The organism is Pseudomonas sp. GCM10022186 (assembly GCF_042656385.1).
Lineage (GTDB): Bacteria > Pseudomonadota > Gammaproteobacteria > Pseudomonadales > Pseudomonadaceae > Metapseudomonas.
Genome location: NZ_JBHSOU010000052.1, coordinates 222,120 through 242,464 on the forward strand (window position 1 = coordinate 222,120; position 20,345 = coordinate 242,464).

A 20,345-nucleotide genomic window follows, 5' to 3' on the forward strand; every position below is an offset into this window, starting at 1 on the left:
AAGAATGATAGTGCGAGATTTGAAGCTGAAAGTGACCACGCTGGGCCTTGCAGCCGCTGTCACGTTAGGGACGGTGCATGCCGTCGCCGAGGAGTTGACCCCCTTCGGGGCGATCAAGGGCGCCAATGCCGATGGCAGCATTCCCGCCTATACCGGCGGTATCTCCACGCCACCGGCCGGATACGCAGGTGACGGCAACTACATCGACCCTTATGCCAACGAGAAGCCGCTCTACAGCATCACCAGACAGAACCTGGCGGAGTACAAGGATCAGCTCACTCCGGGGACGCGGAGCCTCTTTGAGCGTTTTCCCGACTATCGAGTCGATGTCTACCCCACCCATCGCAGCATGCATTGGCCGGACTTCGTGCTGAAGAACACCAACGAGCATGCAGGCCAGGCCAAGCTGGGCGGCGCAGTGGAAGGCGACCGACTCGAGAATGCCTTTGCTGGCATTCCATTCCCCGCGCCCAGGACCGGTTATGAGGCACTATGGAACCGGTATTTCACCTACATCCCTTACCTCGAGTTGAGTGCAGGTTCCTACATGGTGGACTCGCGTGGCGCTGTTTCCCTGTTGCCCCAAGGCACCATGCACAAGGCCAACGTCATATATGAGCCGAAACTGCAGAATGCAGATAACGTCGGTCTGACCGATATGGCCAACATCGTGACCAGTGCTCCTGCCAACGTCGCCGGCTATGCGCAATTGCGCAAGGAGCGCCTGGACTACGGTTCTGGTGGCACTCTGGCCTGGTTCTATGATCCGGGCCAGCGCCGCGTCCGGGTCGCGCCCAACTACACCTACGATATCCCGTCCACGTCTTTCGGCGGCGCGACCTTCTATGACGAGGTGTTCCTTTTCTCCGGTCGTATGGATCGCTTCAATTACAAGCTCGTCGGCCGCCAGGAAATCATCCTGCCCTACAACAGCTACAAGATCCTGCAATCCAACTACAAGGATGTGCTCGGGCAGAAGTTCCTGAATCCGGATTTCGTTCGCTGGGAAAAACACCGGGTCTGGGTGGTGGAAGCCGAGCTCAAGCCGGACGCGAGGCACGCGTACAAGACGCGCCGCTATTTCCTCGATGAGGACTCCTGGGTGGTGCTGGCCACCGAGGGTTATGATCACGGCGGTGCCCTGCACCGCGTCGGGTTCACCTATCCGGTCTTCGAGTACACCGGGATCGGCGGCGTCTCCAACGGTAGTTACGGCTTCTATGACTTCAATCGTGGCAGCTACGCATTTACCTGGATGGGCAAGTCTTCGGGCAAGCCGGCGGAGGTCAAGTTCTTCAAGGAAGTGCGTCGCCCCGAGATGTTCACCCCGCGCGGTATTGCCAGCACCGCCACGCGCTAGCTTGACGGCGCTCCGGGACGGAGCGCAAATAGGCGCGGCGGCCACCGGCCGCCGCTCCGGAACTCTCCCTGAAGCACGCGGGGTTATGCCCCGCGGATTAATCCAGTCTTGCAAGAACGGGTGCCCGTGGAGGGTGCCTGCGAGGAACGAAACGATGTCCGGTACGCTTATCGAGACCTTCAACTGGTGGGCGGTGGAACGCGCGGACGTGCCCGCGCTGGTGGTGGGCGACGAACAGGTCAGTTACGCCCAGCTGCGCGCCTGGAGCGAAGCCGCTGCCGAATGGTTGGTGGATCAGGGCGTGGAGCGCGGCGATCGCGTCGGAGTGATGGCCGGCAACTCGCTGCTGTGGGTGGTGCTGAGCCAGGCGGCGATGCTCGCCGGCGCCATCCTGGCCCCGGTCAACCCTCGCTTCACCTTCAGCGAGGCATCTTACCTTCTGGTGGACCGCTATCGCGCCAAGGCGATCTTCCACGATGACGAACGCGCCGAACTGGTGGGCAAGATTGGCGATCAGATTCCCGGTGCCCGCGTGTTCGATCTGGCCGAGCTGGCACGCCTGCGCCACACCCCGCCCAGCGGCAGCCTCGCAACTGACGACATTCCCCTGGATACCGAACTGGTGATCATTCCCACCAGCGGTTCCACTGGCCGGCCCAAGGGCGTGGTGCTGTCGCATCGCACCATGTCCGGCTACGTAGCCGATTCCTGCCTAGCCCGCCCCGGTGCCTTCAGCGCTGCACGCATCCTGCTGTTCGCGCCGCTGTGCACTTCGGCCGGCTACGTGGTGCTGATGCAGTACCTGGCCTATGGCGGCACCGTGTTCTTGGAGCAGGCGTTCGATGCCGAGCGGGCGCTGGACACCATCGTCACCCAGCGCATTTCCACCATGATGGGCACGCCGATCTTCTTCGAGCGTATGGCTGCTTGCGACGGCTTCCGCGACGCTGACCTCAGCAGCCTCTACTACTGCCTGGTAGGTGGCGCGAGGGTTTCGCGGCAATTGCTGGAAACCTGGCTGGAGAAGGGCGTGTTGCTACGCCAGTTGTACGGCCAGACCGAAGTGGGTGGGCAGGCCACCTTCAACACTGACCAGGCCTCCATCACCCATCCGGAGAAATGCGGGCGTGGCTCCATCTACACCCGCGTGGCGGTAATCGACGAGCGAGGCGAATTCTGCCCGCCTAACACCCCGGGACAAATCGTCATCAAGGGCCCGGGCACCATGGTGCGCTACTGGGACGACCCCGAGGCCACCGCCGCAACCGTGGTCGACGGCTGGGTGCGCACCGGCGACTTGGGCGTGCTAGACGAGCAGGGCTTGCTCACCATGCTCGACCGTCTCAAGGACATCATCATCTCTGGTGGCCTGAATATCTCCGCCGCCGAGGTGGAGCGGGTGATCTCGGAGTATCCCGGGGTCCACGAGGTGGCAGTGATCGCGGCCCACGACGACAACTTCGGCGAAACCCCTCTGGCCATAATCCATGGCCTGCAGGCCGGCGACATCCCGGAACTGCTGCATCATTGCAGCACCCATCTGAGCAGCTACAAGGTCCCGCGCTACATGGTTTGCACTGTCGAGCCGCTGCCGCGCCTGGCCACCGGCAAGATCGCCAAGCCGCAACTGCGTGAGCAGTACGCCAACGCGCACCTGAGCCTACCGCGCATTCGTTGAGTTCGACGCTTGATACCAGCCATGCCCACGGTGGCTGGCTGGTTTTTTTTGCCTGGAGGAAATCCGCGATGATCACCCTGTACCACAGCAAGGACACCCGCTCGCTGCGTTGCCTGTGGCTGCTCGAGGAACTGGAGCTGGCACATGAACTGAAGCTGGTCGCCTATCCGCCACGGTTGAAACAGCCGCAGTACCTGGACGTGAACCCCAACGGCACCGTGCCTTTCCTGGTCGACGGCGCCGTGCGGATGCGCGAGTCTTGCGCAATCCTGCTGTACCTGGCCGGCCGTTACGGCGCCGGCCGTTGCCAGGTGGCGCCCGACTCGCCGCTCTACGGCGCGATGCTCGACTGGACCACCTATGGCGAGGCTTCCCTGGCCGCGCCCCTGGCCACGGCGCTGCGCTATTCGCTGTTCCTGCCGCGCGAGCAGCGCGTGCCGGCGGTGGCGCAGGACTACCGCGAGCAGATGCTGCAACGCCTGCCGGTGCTGGAGCAGGCGCTGGAGCACTCGCCCTATCTGTGCGGCGAGGCGTTGACGGTGGCTGACATCTCGGTCGGCTACGGCCTGCTGCTGGGCGAGCTGTTCGGCCTGGCCGAGCACTACCCGCCGCGCCTGGCCGCTTACCTGGAGCGACTGAAGGCGCGCCCGGCGTTCGTCCGCGCGCGCGCCATCGGCGCCTAAAGCCTGCCCTGGCGGCCGCGGCCGCCAGGGCAGGGTCCTACCCCCACTGCAGGGGCAGTTCCAGCAGCGCCAAAGCGAAGCCCATGCGGTAGCGCGGAGTTGTGTCGGCAGCGAGGCGGAAGGATGGAATGCGCTTGAGCCACTCCTCGGTGAGGATGCGCATCTCGGCGCGGGCGAGGAAGTGTCCCAGGCACAAGTGTGCGCCAGTGGAGAAGGTCAGCGACTCGCGCTTGGCCCGGTCCAGATCGAACTCGTGGGGGCGCGGATTCTTGCGTTCGTCACGGCCGGAGATCGGCAGAAGGCTCAGGACCATGTCTCCCTGCTTGAAGCGCACGCCGAAGCGCTCGCAATCCTTGACCACCATGCGCGGCGTGCTGATGATACCGAAGCAGCGCAGGCCCTCGTCGACGAACGCCGGGATCAGCGCCGGGTCGGCCGCCAGGCGAGCCTGCAACTGTGCGTCGCGGGCCAGATGACGGAAGGTGAAGGCGGTGGCGTTGGCGACGGTGTCCATGCCGCCGAGGAACAGCAGGAAGCACATGTTCTGGATCTCGTCGAGACGGATCGGCCGGCCCTCGATCTCCACTCCTAGCAGGTAGCTGATCAGGTCTTCCCCTGGGCTGACGCGCTTGGCCTCGATCAGTTCGGTCATGATGCCGATGATCTGCCCGCTGAGGGCGTGCAGTTCCTCCTGCGCGTTGGTGGAGAAGAAGCGGTCGGACAGCTCGCGGAACTCGCGTAGGCGCGCCAGCGGCATGCCCATCAGCTCCATGAAGATCGATACCGGGAAGGCCGAAGAGACCGACTGCGTGAATTCACACGCGCCTTGCTGTTGCACGTCGTCGATCAGGCGATTGGCCCAGTAGCGGATCTTTTCCTCCAGGGCCTTGACGTTCTTCGGCGAGAAGTGGGGCATCAGCGCCTGGCGGTAGGGTAGGTTGGCCGGCGGGTCCAGGCTCAGCGGGATGAACACCGGCGGGTTCTCGATGCGCGGGATCTGCTGTTCCGATGCGGAGAAGTGTTCGGGATCGCGCACCACCTCGGAAATCTGGTCGTAGCGGGTGACGACCCAGTGGCCGCCGTTGCGCAGGGTGTAGAAAACGTCCGGAGCCTCCGCGTGCAGGCGGCGCGCGTAGGTTTCGTGGAGGTCTTCCACCGGCTCGTCGGAGCCGGTGACGTTGAACATGTCGAAGTCGAATAGTCGGTCTTCGGCGACGTGATCGGGACGCGTGGAGCTCTGCATGGTCGATTCCTTACCAGGGCACTGGTTCTTGTTGTCGGTGGTGCCGGGGCCAGGCGATGGAACGGCATCATGGTTCCTGGGCGGCATGGTTTAATTACAAATAAAACTAACGTTATTAGATTTATGGTTACTCCTTTGGGCCATTGAAAGGGTGTTGGGCAAGGTTGGAAAAGCGGAGTGGGGCTCAGCGTTGGGTTAGCGGAATCCGCAGTTCGAGGCCGTCGTGGGCCGCTTCCAGGGTGATCTGGCAGCACAGACGGGTGTTCGGCTGCGGGAAGGGCACGCAGTCGAGCATGTCCCGCTCCATCTCGCTCTGCTCAGGCAGCAGGGCTTGGAAGCGCTCGGGGACGACGACGTGGCAGGTGCCGCAGACCAGGTTGCCACCGCAGTCGGCGAGGATGCCGTCTACGCCGTGGGCAACGGCGACTTCCATCAGGTTGGCGCCAGGCGGCGCCTGGATTTCCGTCCTGCTGTCGTCAGGCTGCACGAAGGTGAGTGTGATCATGGTGCCGGGGCCTCGTTGTTGTTGTGTGTGTTGACCGCTTGTGAATATCTAAATAGATTAGATAAATCCTTCGGGCAAGTGTCAACTGTCCATGAGCTCCGACTCGTGCGACCGATCGCCCGGCAAGCGGATTACACAACAATAAGAGTGGAAGAGCGCCATGGCTGAATTCGACTACATCATCGTTGGCGCGGGTGCCGCGGGCTGCGTGCTGGCCCACCGGCTGTCCGCCGACCCCGGCGTCCGCGTCGCCCTGCTGGAGGCGGGGGGCAAGGACGACAGCTATTTCGTGAAGATGCCCAAGGGTCTGGCAAAGGTAATGCAGGATCCGCAGTGCACCTGGCTGTACCCGGCGGAGCCGGAAGCCGGCAACGCCTTCAGCGAGGAAATCTGGGCGCGCGGCCGGCTGCTGGGCGGCTCCAGCAGCATCAACGGCATGATGTATGTGCGCGGCCAGCCCGCCGATTTCGACGAAATCGCCGCCCAGAGCAGCCCGGACTGGTCCTGGAAGCACATCGCTGCTGCCTACCGCGCCCTGGAGAACCACGAGCTGGGCGCTGCACCCACGCGAGGCGACGCCGGGCCGCTGCGATTGAGCCTGCCGGATCGACGCAGCGCGCTCACCGAGGCGGTGATCCGCGCTGGAGAGAGCCTGGGCCTGCCGCGCAAGGTCGACGTCAACGAGCCCGACGACGCTCCTGGCGTCGGCTACGCGTCGCGTACCATCTGGAACGGACGCCGGCAGAGCGCTTCCAAGGCCTTCGTCGACCCGGTCCGTGGCCGCACCAACCTGGAAGTGATCAGCAACGCTACTGTTGACCGCGTTGTGTTTGAAGATGGCCGCGCGGTGGGTGTGAGCCTAGCGCCGGGTGGCTCGCGCGAGGGCACTATTCGCGCCCGCCGCGAAGTCATCCTGGCCAGCGGTGCCCTGGCTTCGCCGGGCATCCTCCAGCGTTCCGGGGTCGGACCGCGTGCGCTGCTGGAGCGTCTGGGCATCGAGGTCGTTCATGACAATCCGCAAGTCGGGCAGAACCTCATCGAACACCGCGGGATATTGCCCCAGTGGAGTTTGAGTCGGGAGCTCTCGGACAATCGCGAGTACGCCGGCCTGCGCCTGCTGAAGAACACCCTTCAGTACGTGTTGCGCGGCAGTGGTCCGATGTCCTCTGCAGCCTACGAGATCGGCGCTTGGCTGAAATCGGACGCCAGCGCACCGCGCCCGGACATCCAGTTCCTGGTGGCGCCCTTTACCTTCGACTACGCCACACACCGGCAGACCCTGGAGAAACACCCGGGCATGGGCATGGTGGCCTACCCGCTGCGACCGGACTCCCGTGGCTCGGTGGATATCCGTAGCCGCGATCCACACCAGCTGCCGCAGCTGACGCCCAACTACCGTGCCAGTGAGCACGACCGCCGGCTAATGGTGCGCACCCTCGAGCTGGCCCGGGAGTTCGTCGCACAATCGCCGTTGGCGGACTACGTGATCGAGGAGACCTTTCCCGGCGCACATTGCGTCAGCGAGGAGCAGATCCTCGACGCCTATGACAAGCACGGCAGTTGCGGCTACCACGCGGTGGGCAGCTGCCGCATGGGCAACGACGCCGAGTCGGTGGTCGACCCCGCGCTGAGCGTACGTGGTGTGAGCGGTCTGCGCGTGGTGGACGCGTCGATCTTCCCGCAGATCCCAGCAGGCAACACCAACGGACCGACCATGGCGATGGCCTGGCGCGCCGCCGACCTGATCCTTGGCAACCCGGACGGCTGAGGCCGTCCCCAGCGACGAGGCCGCTATGGACTTCTCACTGAGCACCGAGCAGCAATTGCTGCAGGACAACCTTAGGCGCTTTCTGCGCGAAGCGCCAAGAGACAACGAGGCAGGGGGCGCCTTCTGGCGCCGCCTGATCAACGAGATGGGCCTGGGCGAGTTGCTGCCGGCACCGGGGCGGGCAACGCCCCATGTCGAGCACGCCCTGGTGATGGAGGCGTTGGGCCGCGAGCTGTCGCGCGAGCCCTTCCTGGAAGCGCTGATGGTCGCCGGACATCTGCTGGCAAGCGGACGAAGTGAGTCGGCGCAGGTCGTGCGAGAAGACCTTGGGTGCGGTCGGGCTATCCCGGTGCTGGCCTGGGCTGAGCCACAGATGCGCTACGACTTCAGCTTTATCGGTCTGGCCGCACGCAAGCACGATGGCCAGTGGCGGCTCGATGGCTGCAAGTGCATGGTCAAGGCCGGTCCCCTGGCCAGCCACTTCCTGGTGGCGGCACGCACCTCGGGCGAGCCCGGCGACGCCGTGGGCCTCTCGTTGTTCCTGCTGCCCCGCGACACCCCGGGGTTGCAGGTCACTGCCTGCCCGACCGTGGATGGCGGCTGCGTAGCGGACCTCGAACTGCGCGACGTGCGTCTACCCGGGGAGGCCCTGCTGGGCGTAGAGGGAGGCGGCTTGGACGAGTTGGAAACTGCGCGCGACATCGCCGTGGCAGGACTCTGCGCCGAGGCCCGTGGGGCTCTGGCACAGATGCTGGAGCAGACCCGCGCCTACCTCGGTGAGCGCCGCCAGTTCGGCCAGCGCCTGGCGTCCTTCCAGGTCCTGCAGCATCGCCTGGTAGACATGTACCTGCACCTGGTGAAGGCCGGCTCGGCGTCGCGCCTGGCCACCCTCAGCCTGGCGCAGCCGGAGCGGCGTGGTTGGGCCGCGTCGTCGGCGCAGGTGGTGGTGGCCACGGCCTGCCGCTTTATCGGCCAGGCGGCTGTGCAGTTGCACGGCGGTATGGGGATGTGCGACGAAGTCGCCATTAGCCGGTATTTCCGCCGGGTGACAATGCTGGAGCGTGAATTTGGCGGGCGTGACTTTCACCTTGCCAGATACGGCGTCCTGCGCCGCAGCGCGCCCTGATAGAATGCCGGATCGCTGACGGCCTACGGCTGTCGAATCGGGCTGTCAATCGACTCCGTCCTGGCGCCTGGGTGCGCCGGGCGAAACATTCAAAGGAAGCATGTCACTTGGGAAGACCGTCCAAACCGATCATCTCGAAGGAACTGGCCGTGCGCGCCGCCCTGGAAGTGGTGGACGACGAGGGCATCGAGGGCCTCACCGTGCAATTGGTGGCGCGCAAGCTAGGGGTCAAGGCGCCATCGCTCTACTACCACTTCAAGGGCAAGTCGGAAATGCTCGAGGAGATCGCCCGGATGATCCAGGTCGAGGCGATCATCCCGCGCATGCGCGACAAGGGCGACTGGCGTGAGCAACTAATCGAACTGGCAGTCGCCGTACGCGCCTCGATCCTGCGCCACCCCAAGGCCGCGCCGCTGCTGCTGCAGTTTTTCCCGCGCCACCTGATGCTCAAGTACTACGACTTCTGGGTGAACCGCTACGACATTCCCGCCGAGCGCCGCATGCTGGTCATCGAGGGAGTGGAAAAGCTCACCTACGGCTCCGCGCTGATCGGCGCCATGAGCCGGGCCAACGGTACCTCGCCGATGCCTGAGTTCGACGAGCAGGAGTTCCCCCACCTGGCCGAGGCGGTCAAGGCCAACCCGATGACCGACGAGCAGGCCTTCATCGAGACCTTGAAGGTCTTCCTCCACGCCTTCTAACCCCCCGCATGCCGCGCCTCGGCGCGGCCGTGTAGTCCTCTCCGCAGATTCGTCGTAAGCGACGATGCCGAGCTCCCGGCGATACGGGACCATGCCTTCCGACCATTGGACCAAGCAGATGGCTGAAGGCATGAAGACACGTATCACGCAAATGCTGGGAATCCGCTATCCGATCATCCAGGGCGGCATGATGTGGGTGGGGCGCGCCGAGCTGGCCGCCGCCGTCTCCAACTCTGGCGGCCTGGGTATCGTCACCGCGCTGACTCAGCCGACGCCCGAGGCGCTGAGCGCCGAGATTGCGCGCTGCCGCGCGCTCACTGACAAGCCTTTCGGGGTTAACCTGACTCTGCTGCCGTCGATTAACCCGCCGCCCTACGAGCAGTACTTGGACGCCATCATCGAGGCCGGCGTGCCGGTGCTGGAAACCGCGGGCAACAACCCGCGTGAGTACATCGCCAAGGCCAAGGCCGCTGGCCTGACGGTGATCCACAAATGCGTTGCTGTGCGCCACGCGCTTTCGGCCGAGCGCAACGGTGTCGACGCAGTGTCCATCGACGGCTTCGAGTGCGCCGGCCACCCGGGTGAGGAAGACATCCCCGGCCTGGTGCTGATTCCTGCTGCCGTGCGCCGCCTGTCGATCCCGGTGATCGCCTCCGGCGGCATCGCTGACGGCCGTGGCCTGGCGGCGGCGTTAGCGCTCGGAGCCGAGGGCGTGAACATGGGCACGCGCTTCTGCGCCACCCGCGAGGCGCCGATCCACGAGGCCATCAAGCAGGCCTTGGTGAATGCCGACGAGCGCGATACCCGGCTGATCTTCCGCAGTCTGCGCAACACCGCACGGGTGCTGCGCAATGCCATTTCCGAGGAAGTGGTGAGCTTGGAGCGACGCGAAGGAGGGGTTGCCTTCGAGGAACTGCGGCCGCTCGTGGCTGGGGTGCGAGGGCGCGCTGCATTGGAGTCCGGCGAGGTAGACGACGGGATCATCACTGCTGGTCAGTGTGTCGGCCTGATCGACGACATCCCCGGCTGCGCCGAGTTGCTCGAACGCATGGTCGCCGAGGCGCGCGAGCACCTGCAGGCGTCCCTGGCGCGCTTCCAGAACTAACCACAGAACAAGAACTCCGGAGCAAACAGTGAGCGAGATTCTCTTTCGCGGCCAGTCCCTGTGCCTGGCGCGCATCGCCGGCGGATTCGCCGAGCTGAGCCTGAAGCGTGACGACACCGCCATCAACAAGCTGGACCGCCGCACCCTGGATGAACTGTCACTGGCCGCTGAGCTACTGGAACGCACCGAAGACCTGCGCGGCCTGCTCGTGAGCAGTGGCCTGGATGTGTTTGTAGTCGGTGCCGACATTACCGAATTCGGTGAGCTCTTCGACCGTAGTCGCGAAGACATCGTTAGCCATACCTGGCAGGCGAACCAGCTGTTCGAGCGCCTGGCGGCGCTGCCGCTGCCAAGCGTGGTGGCGCTGAACGGCTTCGCCCTGGGCGGTGGCCTGGAACTGGCCCTGGCCTTTGACTATCGGGTGATGTCCGATGCGGCGCGTGTCGGCCTGCCGGAAGTCAACCTGGGACTGATCCCCGGCTACGGCGGTACCGTGCGCCTGCCGCGCGTAAGCAGCGTGCAAGTGGCGCTGGACTGGATCGTCAGCGGCAAGCCGCAATCGGCCGCTGCGGCGTTGGCGGCTGGCGTGGTCGAGCAACGGGTGCCGGCCAGCGAGCTGCGCGACGCCGCCCTGGCGCTGCTGGCCCAGGCTGCCGACGGCGCTCTGGACTGGCGCGAGCGGCGCCGCCTGCGCTTGGGGGCCGTGGCTGCAACACAGATTGCCGAGGCCTTCCAGAGCGCCCGAGAAAGCCTGCGGGTGGCTCCCCATCAACCGGCGCGTGGTCTGCTGATCGACCTGCTGGAACAGGCGTGGAACAAGGACCACCTCCAGGCCCTGCGTCTGGAGGGGGAAACCTTCGGCCAGGTGGCTAAGACCCAGGCGGCTTCCTCGCTGGTGCGCATCTTCCTCAATGACCAATTGGTGAAGAAGGCTGGCAAGGCCCAGCGTGGGATCAGCGCCTCCACCGGCCAGGCGGTGGTGCTCGGCGCCGGCATCATGGGTGGTGGCATCGCCTACACCAGCGCTCTTCACGGCACCCCGGTGCTCATGAAGGATATCCGCCAGCAGGCCCTGGACCTCGGCATGGCCGAGGCTGACAAGCTGCTTGCCCGGCAGGTCGCCGCCGGTCGCCTGGACGAGACTCGTGCTGCCAAGGTGCGTGCCGCGATAGTGCCGCAGCTGGACTACCAGGGCTTCGATCGCGCCGATGTGGTGGTTGAGGCGGTGGTGGAGAACCTTGCCGTCAAGCACGCGGTGCTGCGAGAAGTCGAAGGCGAGGTGGCGACAGAGACCATTCTGCTGTCCAACACCTCTTCGCTGCGTATCGACGATCTGGCTGCGCCCTTGGCGCGCCCGCAGAATTTCGCCGGCATGCATTTCTTCAACCCGGTACCGGTAATGCCGTTGGTGGAGATCATCCGCGGTGAACGCACGGGCGACTCGGCCATCGCCACTGCGGTGGGCCTGGCCCTTGCAATGGGCAAGACACCTATCGTGGTCAAGGACGGGCCGGGCTTCCTGGTCAACCGCATTCTCGCCGCTTACATCCGCGCTTTCCTTCAACTGCTCAGCGATGGCGCCGACTTCGCTGAGGTCGACCGCGTTGCCGAGGCGTTTGGCTGGCCCATGGGCCCGGCTTACCTGGAAGACGTGGTGGGGCTGGACACCGGCTCTCACGTCTGCGACCTGATCTTCGCCGGTTACCCCGAACGCATGCCGGCGGTGCCCGGCAACGCCTTCAAGGCGCTGCTGGCCGAGGGCCGCCTGGGTCAGAAAAACGGCGCCGGTTTCTACCACTACGAAGCCGGCCCTGGCGGGCGCCCGCGCAAGTCCGCCGACCCGCGCGCCGCCGAGCTGGTAGCCGCGGTGCGGCCAGGCCCAGCTAGGAGCTTCGACGACGGCGAGATCATCGAGCGCTTGATGCTGCCGCTGATCATCGAGTCGATCCACGCCCTGCAGGAAGGCGTTGTGGCCTCCGCCGCCGAGCTGGATACCGCTTTGTTGCTCGGCCTGGGCTTCCCAGCCTACCTCGGTGGGGCCCTGGCCTACGCCGACTGGCTGGGCGCCGAGCACCTGCTGCAACGCTGCGCGCACCACGCGGCGCTCGGCCCCGCCTACGAGGCGCCGGCCCTGCTGCGTGAGCTGGCGGCCTGCGGTGCGCGTTTCTACGACGCCTGATTCCAATCGCTTAGAAGAGGACAACAAAAATGGCAGAAGCCTACATAGTCGCCGCCGCCCGTACGGCTGGTGGGCGCCGCGCTGGCCGGCTCTCCGGCTGGCATCCAGCGGACCTCGCCGGGGAAGTGCTCAAGGCCCTGGTGGCTCGCATCGATGTCGATCCAGCGTTGGTCGACGACGTGATCCTCGGTTGCGTCGGCCAGCTTGGCGAACAGTCGACCAACGTCGCGCGCAACGCGGTGCTCGCCGCCGGGTTTCCGGAAAGCGTTCCGGCCACCACAGTCGATCGCCAGTGTGGCTCCTCCCAGCAGGCCCTGCACTTCGCCGTGCAGGCTGTGCTTTCCGGGACCCAGGACGTGGTCATCGCCGGTGGTGTGGAGAGCATGAGCCGGGTGCCCATGGGCATGGCCCAATGGCTGCCGGAGAAGACGGGCTACGGCCAGTACATCAGTCCAGCGATCCAGCGTCGCTATCCCGGCGTGGCGTTCAGCCAGTTCGATGGCGCCGAGGCCATCGCTCGCAAGTATGGACTGACAAAGGAGCAGCTCGACGCCTTCGCCCTGGAAAGTCACCGCAAGGCTGCCGTGGCAACCCTAGAGGGGCGCTTCGAGGCAGAGATAGTGCCAGTTCAGGTGACTCTGGAAGACGGCTCTCAGGTCTGGCACAACCAGGACGAAGGCATCCGTTTTGGTGCGTCCCTGGAAGGCATCGCCGGTGTCAAGCTGCTTACCGAAGGTGGACGCATCAGCGCCGCCAGCGCGAGCCAGATCTGTGACGGAGCCTCGGCGGTGATGGTGGTCAACGAGCGCGGCTTAAAAGTTTTGGGTGTGGAGCCGCTGGCTCGCATTCAGCACATCAGCGTGCTCGGCCATGACCCGGTGATCATGCTCGAAGCGCCGATTCCTGCTACCCAGCGCGCCCTGCAGCGCAGCGGTGTGAGTCTCGCTGACATCGACCTCTACGAAGTCAACGAGGCCTTCGCCCCGGTGCCGATGGCTTGGCTGCAGGCCATCGGTGCCGATCCGGCGCGACTCAATGTGAACGGTGGCGCCATTGCCCTCGGCCACCCTCTGGGCGGCACCGGCACCAAGTTGATCACCACGCTGCTGCATTCGCTGCGTCGTGAAGGCAAGCGCTACGGCCTGCAGACCGTCTGCGAAGGCGGCGGTCTGGCCAACGTCACCATCATCGAGCGTCTCTGAACGCACAGGAGAAAACACGGATGAAACTGGATAGCAGCATTGTCGCGGTGGTTACCGGCGGGGCCTCCGGGCTGGGCGCAGCCACCGCGCGAGCCCTGGCGGCACGTGGCGCGAAGGTAGCGTTGTTCGATCTCAACGAGGAACAGGGCAGAGCGCTGGCGTGGGAAATCGGTGGGGCCTTCTTCAAGGTCGACGTAACCTCCGACGCTAGCGTGGACGAAGGCTTCGCCGCGTCCCGCGCCACCTTTGGTCAGGAGCGAGTGCTGGTCAACTGCGCAGGCACCGGCAACGCCGTCAAGACTGCTTCCCGTGATAAGGCCACCGGTGAAATTCGACATTTCCCCCTCGATTCCTTCGAGCGCATCGTGCAGATCAACCTGGTGGGCAGCTTCCGCGCCTTGGCCAAGTCGGCGGCCGGGCTGCTAGCGGTCGAGCCGCTTGAGGACGGCGAGCGTGGCGTAATCGTCAATACCGCCTCGGTTGCGGCGGAAGACGGCCAGATCGGCCAAGCCGCTTACTCTGCCTCCAAAGGTGGCGTGGTGGCCATGACCCTGCCCGTGGCGCGCGACCTCGCCTACGACGGTATCCGCGTCAACACCATCATGCCGGGCATCTTTGACACCCCATTGCTCAAGGGCTCGCCGCAGTCGGTGCTCGATGCGCTGGGCGCCTCGGTACCTTTCCCGAAACGCCTGGGCCGTGTCGAGGAATTCGCTGCGATGGTCGTGTCGATCGTCGAGAACGGCTACATGAACGGCGCATCCCTGCGTCTGGATGGCGCCATCCGCATGGCTCCCCGCTGATCGAGGCCGGTTATGGACTTTTCCCTGGAACCCGCCCTGCATGAGCTGCAGGTGCGCACCCGGCGCTTTGTCGCCGAGGTAGTCAAACCCTATGAACACGACCCGCGCCAGGACGGACACGGACCCCACGAGCCGCTACGCGACGAGTTGGTGGCCCATGCCCGCGAGTGGGGCCTGCTGACTCCTCACGCCGGCGTCGAACTGGGCGGCCTGGGCCTGTCCCACGTGGCCAAGGCCATCGTCTTCGAAGAGGCCGGCTACTCGCCCCTGGGACCGGTTGCGCTGAACATTCACGCCCCGGACGAGGGCAATATCCACCTGCTGGAGCAGGTGGCTACCGAGGCGCAAAAGGACCGCTGGCTCAAGCCGCTGGTGGAGGGGTGCGTGCGCTCGTGCTTCTGCATGACCGAACCGGCGCCCGGTGCCGGCTCCGACCCCTCGATGCTGCAGACCACGGCCCGGCGCGAGGGCGACCACTACGTGATCGATGGCCTGAAGTGGTTCATCACCGGCGCTCGCGGTGCCAGCTTCGCCATCATCATGGCGCGCATGGAGGACGGCGAGGCGACCATGTTCCTGGCGGACATGGACCAGCCTGGGGTGCGCGTCGAACGTCTGATGGATTCCCTCGACTCCTGCTTCACCGGCGGCCACGGGGTGGTCCGCTTCGAAGGCCTACGGGTGCCGGCCGAAGACGTGCTGGGCGAAGTGGGCCAGGGCTTCCGCTACGCTCAGGTACGCCTGGCGCCGGCGCGCCTGACCCACTGCATGCGTTGGCTGGGCCAGGCGCGGCGGGCCCATGATGAGGCGGTGGCATACGCCACCTCGCGCCAGGCATTCGGCAAGCGCCTGATCGAGCACGAGGGCACTGGCTTCCAGCTGGCGGACAACGAACTGGACTTGCACAGCGCGCGCCTGGCCACCTGGCACTGCGCCTGGGTGCTGGACCAGGGTCACAAGGGCCGCCATGAGTCCAGCGTGGCCAAGGTGCTGTGTTCCGAAGCGCTGTGGCGGGTGGTCGATCGCAGCGTACAGGTGCTCGGCGGCAGCGGGGTCACTGGCGAGCGCATCGTTTCGCGGATCTTCCGCGACATGCGCGCCTTCCGCATCTACGACGGCCCCTCTGAAACCCACCGCTGGAGCATCGCCAAGCGCATCGACCGCCAGGCCGCCAAGGCCGGGGAGGGTGCATGAACGGACCGTTCGACCTCGGCGGCAAGCGTGCCCTGATCACCGGCGCTTCCAGCGGCCTGGGCGAGCACTTCGCCCGTACCCTGGCCGCCGCTGGCGCCCAAGTGCTGGTGGCGGCGCGGCGCGTCGAGCGCCTGGAAGCGCTGGTGGCCAGCATCGGTGCCAGCGGCGGTGTCGCCCAGGCCGTGGCACTGGACGTCTGCTCCGCCGCCTCGGTGACCGAGGCACTGCGTGGGGCCGAGGCCGACGGCGGCCTGGACATAATCATCAACAATGCCGGGGTCTCGGTGGCCAAGCCTGCGCTGGAGCAGAGCGAGGCCGACTGGGACAGTGTCATCGACACCAACCTCAAGGGCTGCTGGCTGGTCGCCACCGAAGGCGCGCGGCAGATGCTGCGCCACGGACGCGGCGGGAGCATCGTTAATATCGCCTCGATCCTGGGCGAACGGGTCGCCGGTGCCGTGGCGCCCTACGCGGTTTCGAAGGCCGCAGTGCTGCAGATGACCCGTGCCCTGGCCCTGGAGTTCGCCCGCCACGGCATTCGGGTCAACGCCCTGGCGCCCGGCTATGTGAGCACTGAGCTGAACGCCGAGTTCCTCGCCAGTGTGGCCGGCCAGCGCCTGATGGCGCGTATTCCGCAGCGACGATTCGCCGAGCCACGCGACCTGGACGGTCCGCTGCTGCTACTGGCCTCGGAGGCGGGTCGGGCGATCACTGGGGCGACCTTGGCGGTCGATGGCGGCCACCTGGTCAGCTCACTCTGAGGGGAAGCCATGTCCAGCCTCTACCTGTTGCGCCACGGCCAGGCCTCGTTCGGCACTGATGACTACGACCGGCTGTCGCCGCTGGGTCTGCGCCAGGCGCTGAGCACTGGTGCCAGCCTCGCTGCGCGTCACCTGCGCTTCGACGAAGTCTTCGTCGGCCCGCGTCGGCGCCATTTGGAGACCGCGGAGGCGCTGCTGGCTGCAATGCCCGGCGCAGGGGAACCTAGTCGGACCTCGTTCCTTGACGAGTTCGCCGAGGGCGACGCGTTGATGCGCTCGGCGCGGCGTCGACTTGGCGACGGCGGCTGGCCGCAGGACCGAGCCGAAAGCACGCGCCTTTACGGCGAGGAGATTCGCCGCTGGGCCGCGGGCGCCGATGACATAGCCGAATGCACGCCGGTCGAGCCCTTTCGCCAGCAGGTGGTGGGCTGGTTGCACGAACTGCTCGATAAGCCTGGCAGTGGCCGTTGCCTGCTGGCCGTGACCTCAGCAGGAACTATCGCCGTGCTGGTGGCGGAAGTCCTGGGCCTACCTCGCACACGCGTAGCGGATCTTCTGCTGATGCTCGACAACGCCGCCCTTAGCGAGCTGGTGTTCCGGCCAGGGCGGGTTTCGCTGCGCAGCTTCAACAATACCCACCACCTGCCGGTGGACTTGGCGAGCCGAATTTGAGTGCAAGGGAAGAAGATGAGCATTAATCCAGAAGTCCCCGTCACCCTCGATAAGCCCGCCGTACGCGAAGCCTTGGCCGTCGAGCTGGCACAAAAACTCGGCGCCCGGGCGATCCATATTCATTCGGCGCAGCGCCTCTCCGGTGGCGCCATCCAGGAAAACTGGTCCCTGCAAGCCGAGGTCGAGGAGGGGGAGTTCGCCGGTCCTCAGCGTTGGGTGCTGCGGACCGATTCACCGTCTTCAGTAAGCGTGAGCCTTGGTCGGCGCCAGGAGCACGCGGTACTTAGCAGGGTGGTCGAGGCCGGGGTGCGCGCGCCACGACCGCTGCTGCTAGTCGAGCACAGCCCAACATTGCAACGTCCGTACTTCCTCATGCAGCACCTGTCTGGGAGCGCGGCGGGACATCGACTGACCCGCGACCCGGCCTGCGTGCCGCAGCCGCAGCTGCTGCTGCAGGACCTGGCGCAGAGCCTGGCCAACCTGCACCGCCTGACCCCGCAGGCCGCGGCCCTGGACTTCCTCGTCGAACCGGACAAGCCGGCGGCAGTCGCCGCTATCGAAGAGTACCGCGAGTATCTCGACACTCTGGCCGAACCGCAGCCGGTACTGGAGTGGGGCCTGCGCTGGTGCGAGCTGAACCTGCCCGAGGCGCTTCCGGCGCGGATGATCCATCGCGATTTCCGCACCGGCAATTACCTGGTCGAGCAAGGCCGTCTGAGCGGCATCCTCGACTGGGAGTTCGCCAGCTTCGGCGACCCTCGCGAAGACCTCGGCTGGTTCACTGCGCGTTGTTGGCGCTTCGCTGCGCCGGAGCGGGAAGCTGGCGGTATCGGCGCGCTGACGGACTTTCTCGAAGCCTATCGGCGGGCCGGCGGCCATCCTGTCGAGGTCCAAGAATTGAGCTATTGGCAGGTCATGGCCCACTTGCGCTGGGCCATCATCGCCCTTCAACAGGCCCAGCGACACCTTAGCGGTCAGGAAGTCTCGCTGGAGCTCGCCTTGACGGGCCGTCTGCTGCCTGAACTGGAAATCGAGATTCTCCACCTCACCAAGGAGGGATCGTCATGAGTCGACTACCGGATGCCACCGACCTGCTGGTCACTGCCCGTGAGGCGCTGCTGCGGCGCCTGCTGCCCTCCCTGCCGGAGGCGCTGCACTACGAGGCCCGAATGATAGCCAATGCAATGGCCATCGCCGCCCGCGAGTGCCATGTCGCTGCTGCTGTCGACCTAGCACGCGAGCTCGAGCTGTCTTCGGGGATTCGTCGAGGCCTGCGCGATAACGCTTCGACCAGGCGTGAACTTCTCGCCATAACCCTTCGCAAGCTGGAAGTGAGCAACCCTCGGCTCCTGGCCGCCTACTCCGAGAAAGGCGACTAGAGGAGTCCCCCGATCTGCTGTCTGCATAGCGCAACAAGGATAAGAATATGCATGCGATCTTGCAGGGCCTTTCCAATCTTTCCGTCGGCAATCGCCTGTTCCTGGGGTTCGGTCTGGCCTGTCTGCTGACCTTCGTTGTCGGCGCAAGCGGTTTCCAGGCCATCAGTCTGTTGAGTGACAGCAACCGGCGTGCCGGCGATCTTTCACGGGTCCAGGCATTGGTGCTGCAGGTCCGGATTGCCGAGAGATCCTTCGCCCATGAGCGTTCGGTTGCCTCGGCAGAGCGAGTCAAGCAGCAGCTGGCTGGCCTCGCGCGCTTTCTCCAGGACCATGGTGCCTTTCCTGCCGCACCCCGGGTTCAGGCGGCGCTGCGTGAGTACCAATTGGAGTTCGACTCCTTCGACCAGTTGCAACGGCGTGCGCTGCAGGCGCGAACCAGCATGCAGCAGCAGGCGGATGAGGTACGGCGAAGCTTCGAAGTGGTCGAACAGGATTTCTTCGACGCGGCAAAAGGGCTGGACGAATCATCCGGTCTGAACGCGGACGAGGCGGTGAACCGCGCCAACGATGTCGCCGAACTCATGCGCATGCTGCTAACTCTGCGAACGCTGGAGTTCGCCCATGACCTGGTCCCGAGCGCCGACAACTACGATGCCTGGAACACCTTCGACGCAGGCGTTACGGCGACGCTGGACAGCCTGATGCGCCAGGTCGATGGCACCCATGAAGAAGCGCTGCAGGAGGCGAAGACCGCCTTGCAGCGCTATACGGAAGCGTTTGCCGGCTATCGCACCGGGCTGCAGAACAGTCGGGCCAGCGAAACCCGCCTCGTGGAATTCTCCGAGCGGATGCTGAAGCTGGTCGACGCGGCCTATGAACAGGAAGCGCAGGCGCTAGGCAGGGAAACCCATGGGTTCCTGCTGGGCGTTGGCCTGATCACCGGACTTGCGATCATACTTGGCCTTTCCGCCGCCTGGCTCATTCGGCAGCTCACCTTGGTTCCGCTGCGTGACACCTTGTCGATGGCCAGACGCGTTGCGGGGGGCGACCTGGGAGCGGACCAGCTGCCGGAACGGCGGGATGAGTTCGGCCTGCTGCAGAGTGCTATGCGCGACATGACGGCGAACTTGAGAGGGCTTGTCGGACATATCGTCATGGGAGTCGGTCAGCTATCCACGGCCACGGACGAGTTAGCACGGCTCAGCCGGAGCACCCTAGATGGCATGGACCGGCAAAGCCTCGAGACGGAGCAGACCTCCAGTGCAATGCAGCAGATGGCGGCCAGTGCGCAGTCGGTGGCCGACGACGCTGAGCGCGCCTCTGTGGCGGCGTTGGAGGCAGATGCCAGGGCTTCCGACGGCGAGCAGCGAGTTCAGCAGACGGTCGAGCAAATCAACCGGCTGTCCGGTGGGATGCAGAAGACAGCCGCATCCATCAACCTGCTGGATCACGAGAGCCGGGGCATTGTACGGGTTCTGGAGGTGATCAAGGGATTGGCTGATCAGACAAACATGCTTGCCCTGAACGCGGCTATCGAGGCAGCACGCGCGGGCGAACACGGAAGGGGATTCGCCGTGGTCGCCGACGGCGTGCGCACGCTTGCAGGCAGGACGCGCCAGTCGGCGGTGGAGATCGGGGACACGATCGGGCAACTGTTGAAGGTGACCACTCAGGTCGTCGAGGAAATGCAAACGGGGCTGGGGCTGATGAACGACAGCGCCATGCTCGCCGGGGAGGCCGGGGCGTCCCTGGAACAGATCACCCGCATCGTGTCCGTGATCGAGCGGCGGAACCAGCAGATCGCTGCCGCGGCCGAGCAGCAGAGCGTCGTGGCGGGACAAGTCAACTCCAGTGTGGCGCGTGTCCGCAATGTCACTCAGTTGAATGTTTCCGCCACACAGGAGATCGACGCCTCGACTCGTGAGCTTGTACGTCTCGGCGGGGAGCTGCAGACGATGATCCAACACTTCCGGATCGATACCTGAA

18 protein-coding genes are annotated in these 20,345 nt (G+C 65.3%); 16 read left to right on the plus strand and 2 right to left on the minus strand.

Annotation, left to right across the window (positions count from 1 at the left end; genetic code table 11):
* Positions 1 to 4 precede the first annotated feature (4 nt).
* From ACFPU0_RS18105 to ACFPU0_RS18115, 3 genes are all read left to right on the plus strand, one after another.
* A complete protein-coding gene (locus ACFPU0_RS18105) occupies positions 5 to 1,360 on the plus strand; it encodes a DUF1329 domain-containing protein (RefSeq protein WP_377694650.1) in 1,356 nt (451 codons plus the stop codon).
* Between the two features lie 154 nt (positions 1,361 to 1,514).
* The gene (locus ACFPU0_RS18110) at positions 1,515 to 3,038 is read left to right on the plus strand and encodes a class I adenylate-forming enzyme family protein (RefSeq protein ID WP_377694651.1); all 1,524 of its coding nucleotides are present in this window, start codon (positions 1,515 to 1,517) and stop codon (positions 3,036 to 3,038) included.
* Positions 3,039 to 3,106: 68 nt separating this feature from the next.
* Positions 3,107 to 3,721, plus strand: coding sequence for a glutathione S-transferase family protein (locus ACFPU0_RS18115; RefSeq protein WP_377694652.1), 615 nt, complete (start codon positions 3,107 to 3,109; stop codon positions 3,719 to 3,721).
* Between the two features lie 37 nt (positions 3,722 to 3,758).
* Here ACFPU0_RS18115 and ACFPU0_RS18120 read toward each other — a convergent pair whose 3' ends face one another.
* Both ACFPU0_RS18120 and ACFPU0_RS18125 read right to left on the minus strand, forming a co-directional pair.
* Positions 3,759 to 4,964, minus strand: a complete 1,206-nt coding sequence (locus ACFPU0_RS18120) for a cytochrome P450 (protein WP_377694653.1) — start codon at positions 4,962 to 4,964, stop codon at positions 3,759 to 3,761.
* Between the two features lie 184 nt (positions 4,965 to 5,148).
* Positions 5,149 to 5,469, minus strand: a complete 321-nt coding sequence (locus tag ACFPU0_RS18125) for a 2Fe-2S iron-sulfur cluster-binding protein (protein WP_377694654.1) — start codon at positions 5,467 to 5,469, stop codon at positions 5,149 to 5,151.
* Positions 5,470 to 5,629: 160 nt separating this feature from the next.
* Here ACFPU0_RS18125 and ACFPU0_RS18130 point away from each other — a divergent pair, with 160 nt between their 5' ends.
* The 13 genes from ACFPU0_RS18130 (at position 5,630) to ACFPU0_RS18190 (ending at position 20,344) form a co-directional block, all read left to right on the plus strand.
* Positions 5,630 to 7,237, plus strand: a complete 1,608-nt coding sequence (locus ACFPU0_RS18130; RefSeq protein ID WP_377694655.1) for a GMC family oxidoreductase — start codon at positions 5,630 to 5,632, stop codon at positions 7,235 to 7,237.
* A 25-nt stretch (positions 7,238 to 7,262) separates the two neighbouring features.
* Positions 7,263 to 8,363: an acyl-CoA dehydrogenase family protein gene (locus ACFPU0_RS18135; protein WP_377694656.1), complete on the plus strand. Its 1,101-nt coding sequence runs from the start codon at positions 7,263 to 7,265 to the stop codon at positions 8,361 to 8,363.
* Positions 8,364 to 8,470: 107 nt separating this feature from the next.
* A complete protein-coding gene (locus ACFPU0_RS18140) occupies positions 8,471 to 9,064 on the plus strand; it encodes a TetR/AcrR family transcriptional regulator (RefSeq protein WP_377694657.1) in 594 nt (197 codons plus the stop codon).
* A 130-nt stretch (positions 9,065 to 9,194) separates the two neighbouring features.
* Positions 9,195 to 10,169: an NAD(P)H-dependent flavin oxidoreductase gene (locus tag ACFPU0_RS18145; RefSeq protein ID WP_377694658.1), complete on the plus strand. Its 975-nt coding sequence runs from the start codon at positions 9,195 to 9,197 to the stop codon at positions 10,167 to 10,169.
* A gap of 28 nt (positions 10,170 to 10,197) precedes the next feature.
* Positions 10,198 to 12,348, plus strand: coding sequence for a fatty acid oxidation complex subunit alpha FadB (fadB, locus tag ACFPU0_RS18150; RefSeq protein ID WP_377694659.1), 2,151 nt, complete (start codon positions 10,198 to 10,200; stop codon positions 12,346 to 12,348).
* 29 nt (positions 12,349 to 12,377) lie between these two features.
* Positions 12,378 to 13,550: an acetyl-CoA C-acetyltransferase gene (locus ACFPU0_RS18155; protein ID WP_377694660.1), complete on the plus strand. Its 1,173-nt coding sequence runs from the start codon at positions 12,378 to 12,380 to the stop codon at positions 13,548 to 13,550.
* Between the two features lie 20 nt (positions 13,551 to 13,570).
* The gene (locus tag ACFPU0_RS18160) at positions 13,571 to 14,353 is read left to right on the plus strand and encodes an SDR family NAD(P)-dependent oxidoreductase (RefSeq protein ID WP_377694661.1); all 783 of its coding nucleotides are present in this window, start codon (positions 13,571 to 13,573) and stop codon (positions 14,351 to 14,353) included.
* Between the two features lie 12 nt (positions 14,354 to 14,365).
* On the plus strand, positions 14,366 to 15,547 hold the full coding sequence (locus ACFPU0_RS18165; RefSeq protein WP_377694662.1) for an acyl-CoA dehydrogenase family protein: 1,182 nt from the start codon (positions 14,366 to 14,368) through the stop codon (positions 15,545 to 15,547).
* Entirely contained in the window at positions 15,544 to 16,308 is a 765-nt protein-coding gene (locus tag ACFPU0_RS18170; protein WP_377694663.1) for an SDR family NAD(P)-dependent oxidoreductase, read from the plus strand. Before ACFPU0_RS18165 ends, ACFPU0_RS18170 begins: the two co-directional genes overlap by 4 nt.
* A gap of 9 nt (positions 16,309 to 16,317) precedes the next feature.
* Positions 16,318 to 16,980, plus strand: a complete 663-nt coding sequence (locus ACFPU0_RS18175) for a histidine phosphatase family protein (RefSeq protein ID WP_377694664.1) — start codon at positions 16,318 to 16,320, stop codon at positions 16,978 to 16,980.
* Positions 16,981 to 18,048, plus strand: coding sequence for a phosphotransferase family protein (locus ACFPU0_RS18180; RefSeq protein ID WP_377694665.1), 1,068 nt, complete (start codon positions 16,981 to 16,983; stop codon positions 18,046 to 18,048).
* Positions 18,045 to 18,359, plus strand: coding sequence for a DUF6285 domain-containing protein (locus ACFPU0_RS18185; protein WP_377694666.1), 315 nt, complete (start codon positions 18,045 to 18,047; stop codon positions 18,357 to 18,359). Before ACFPU0_RS18180 ends, ACFPU0_RS18185 begins: the two co-directional genes overlap by 4 nt.
* A gap of 47 nt (positions 18,360 to 18,406) precedes the next feature.
* The gene (locus ACFPU0_RS18190) at positions 18,407 to 20,344 is read left to right on the plus strand and encodes a HAMP domain-containing methyl-accepting chemotaxis protein (protein ID WP_377694667.1); all 1,938 of its coding nucleotides are present in this window, start codon (positions 18,407 to 18,409) and stop codon (positions 20,342 to 20,344) included.
* The last annotated feature ends 1 nt before the right edge of the window (position 20,345 follow it).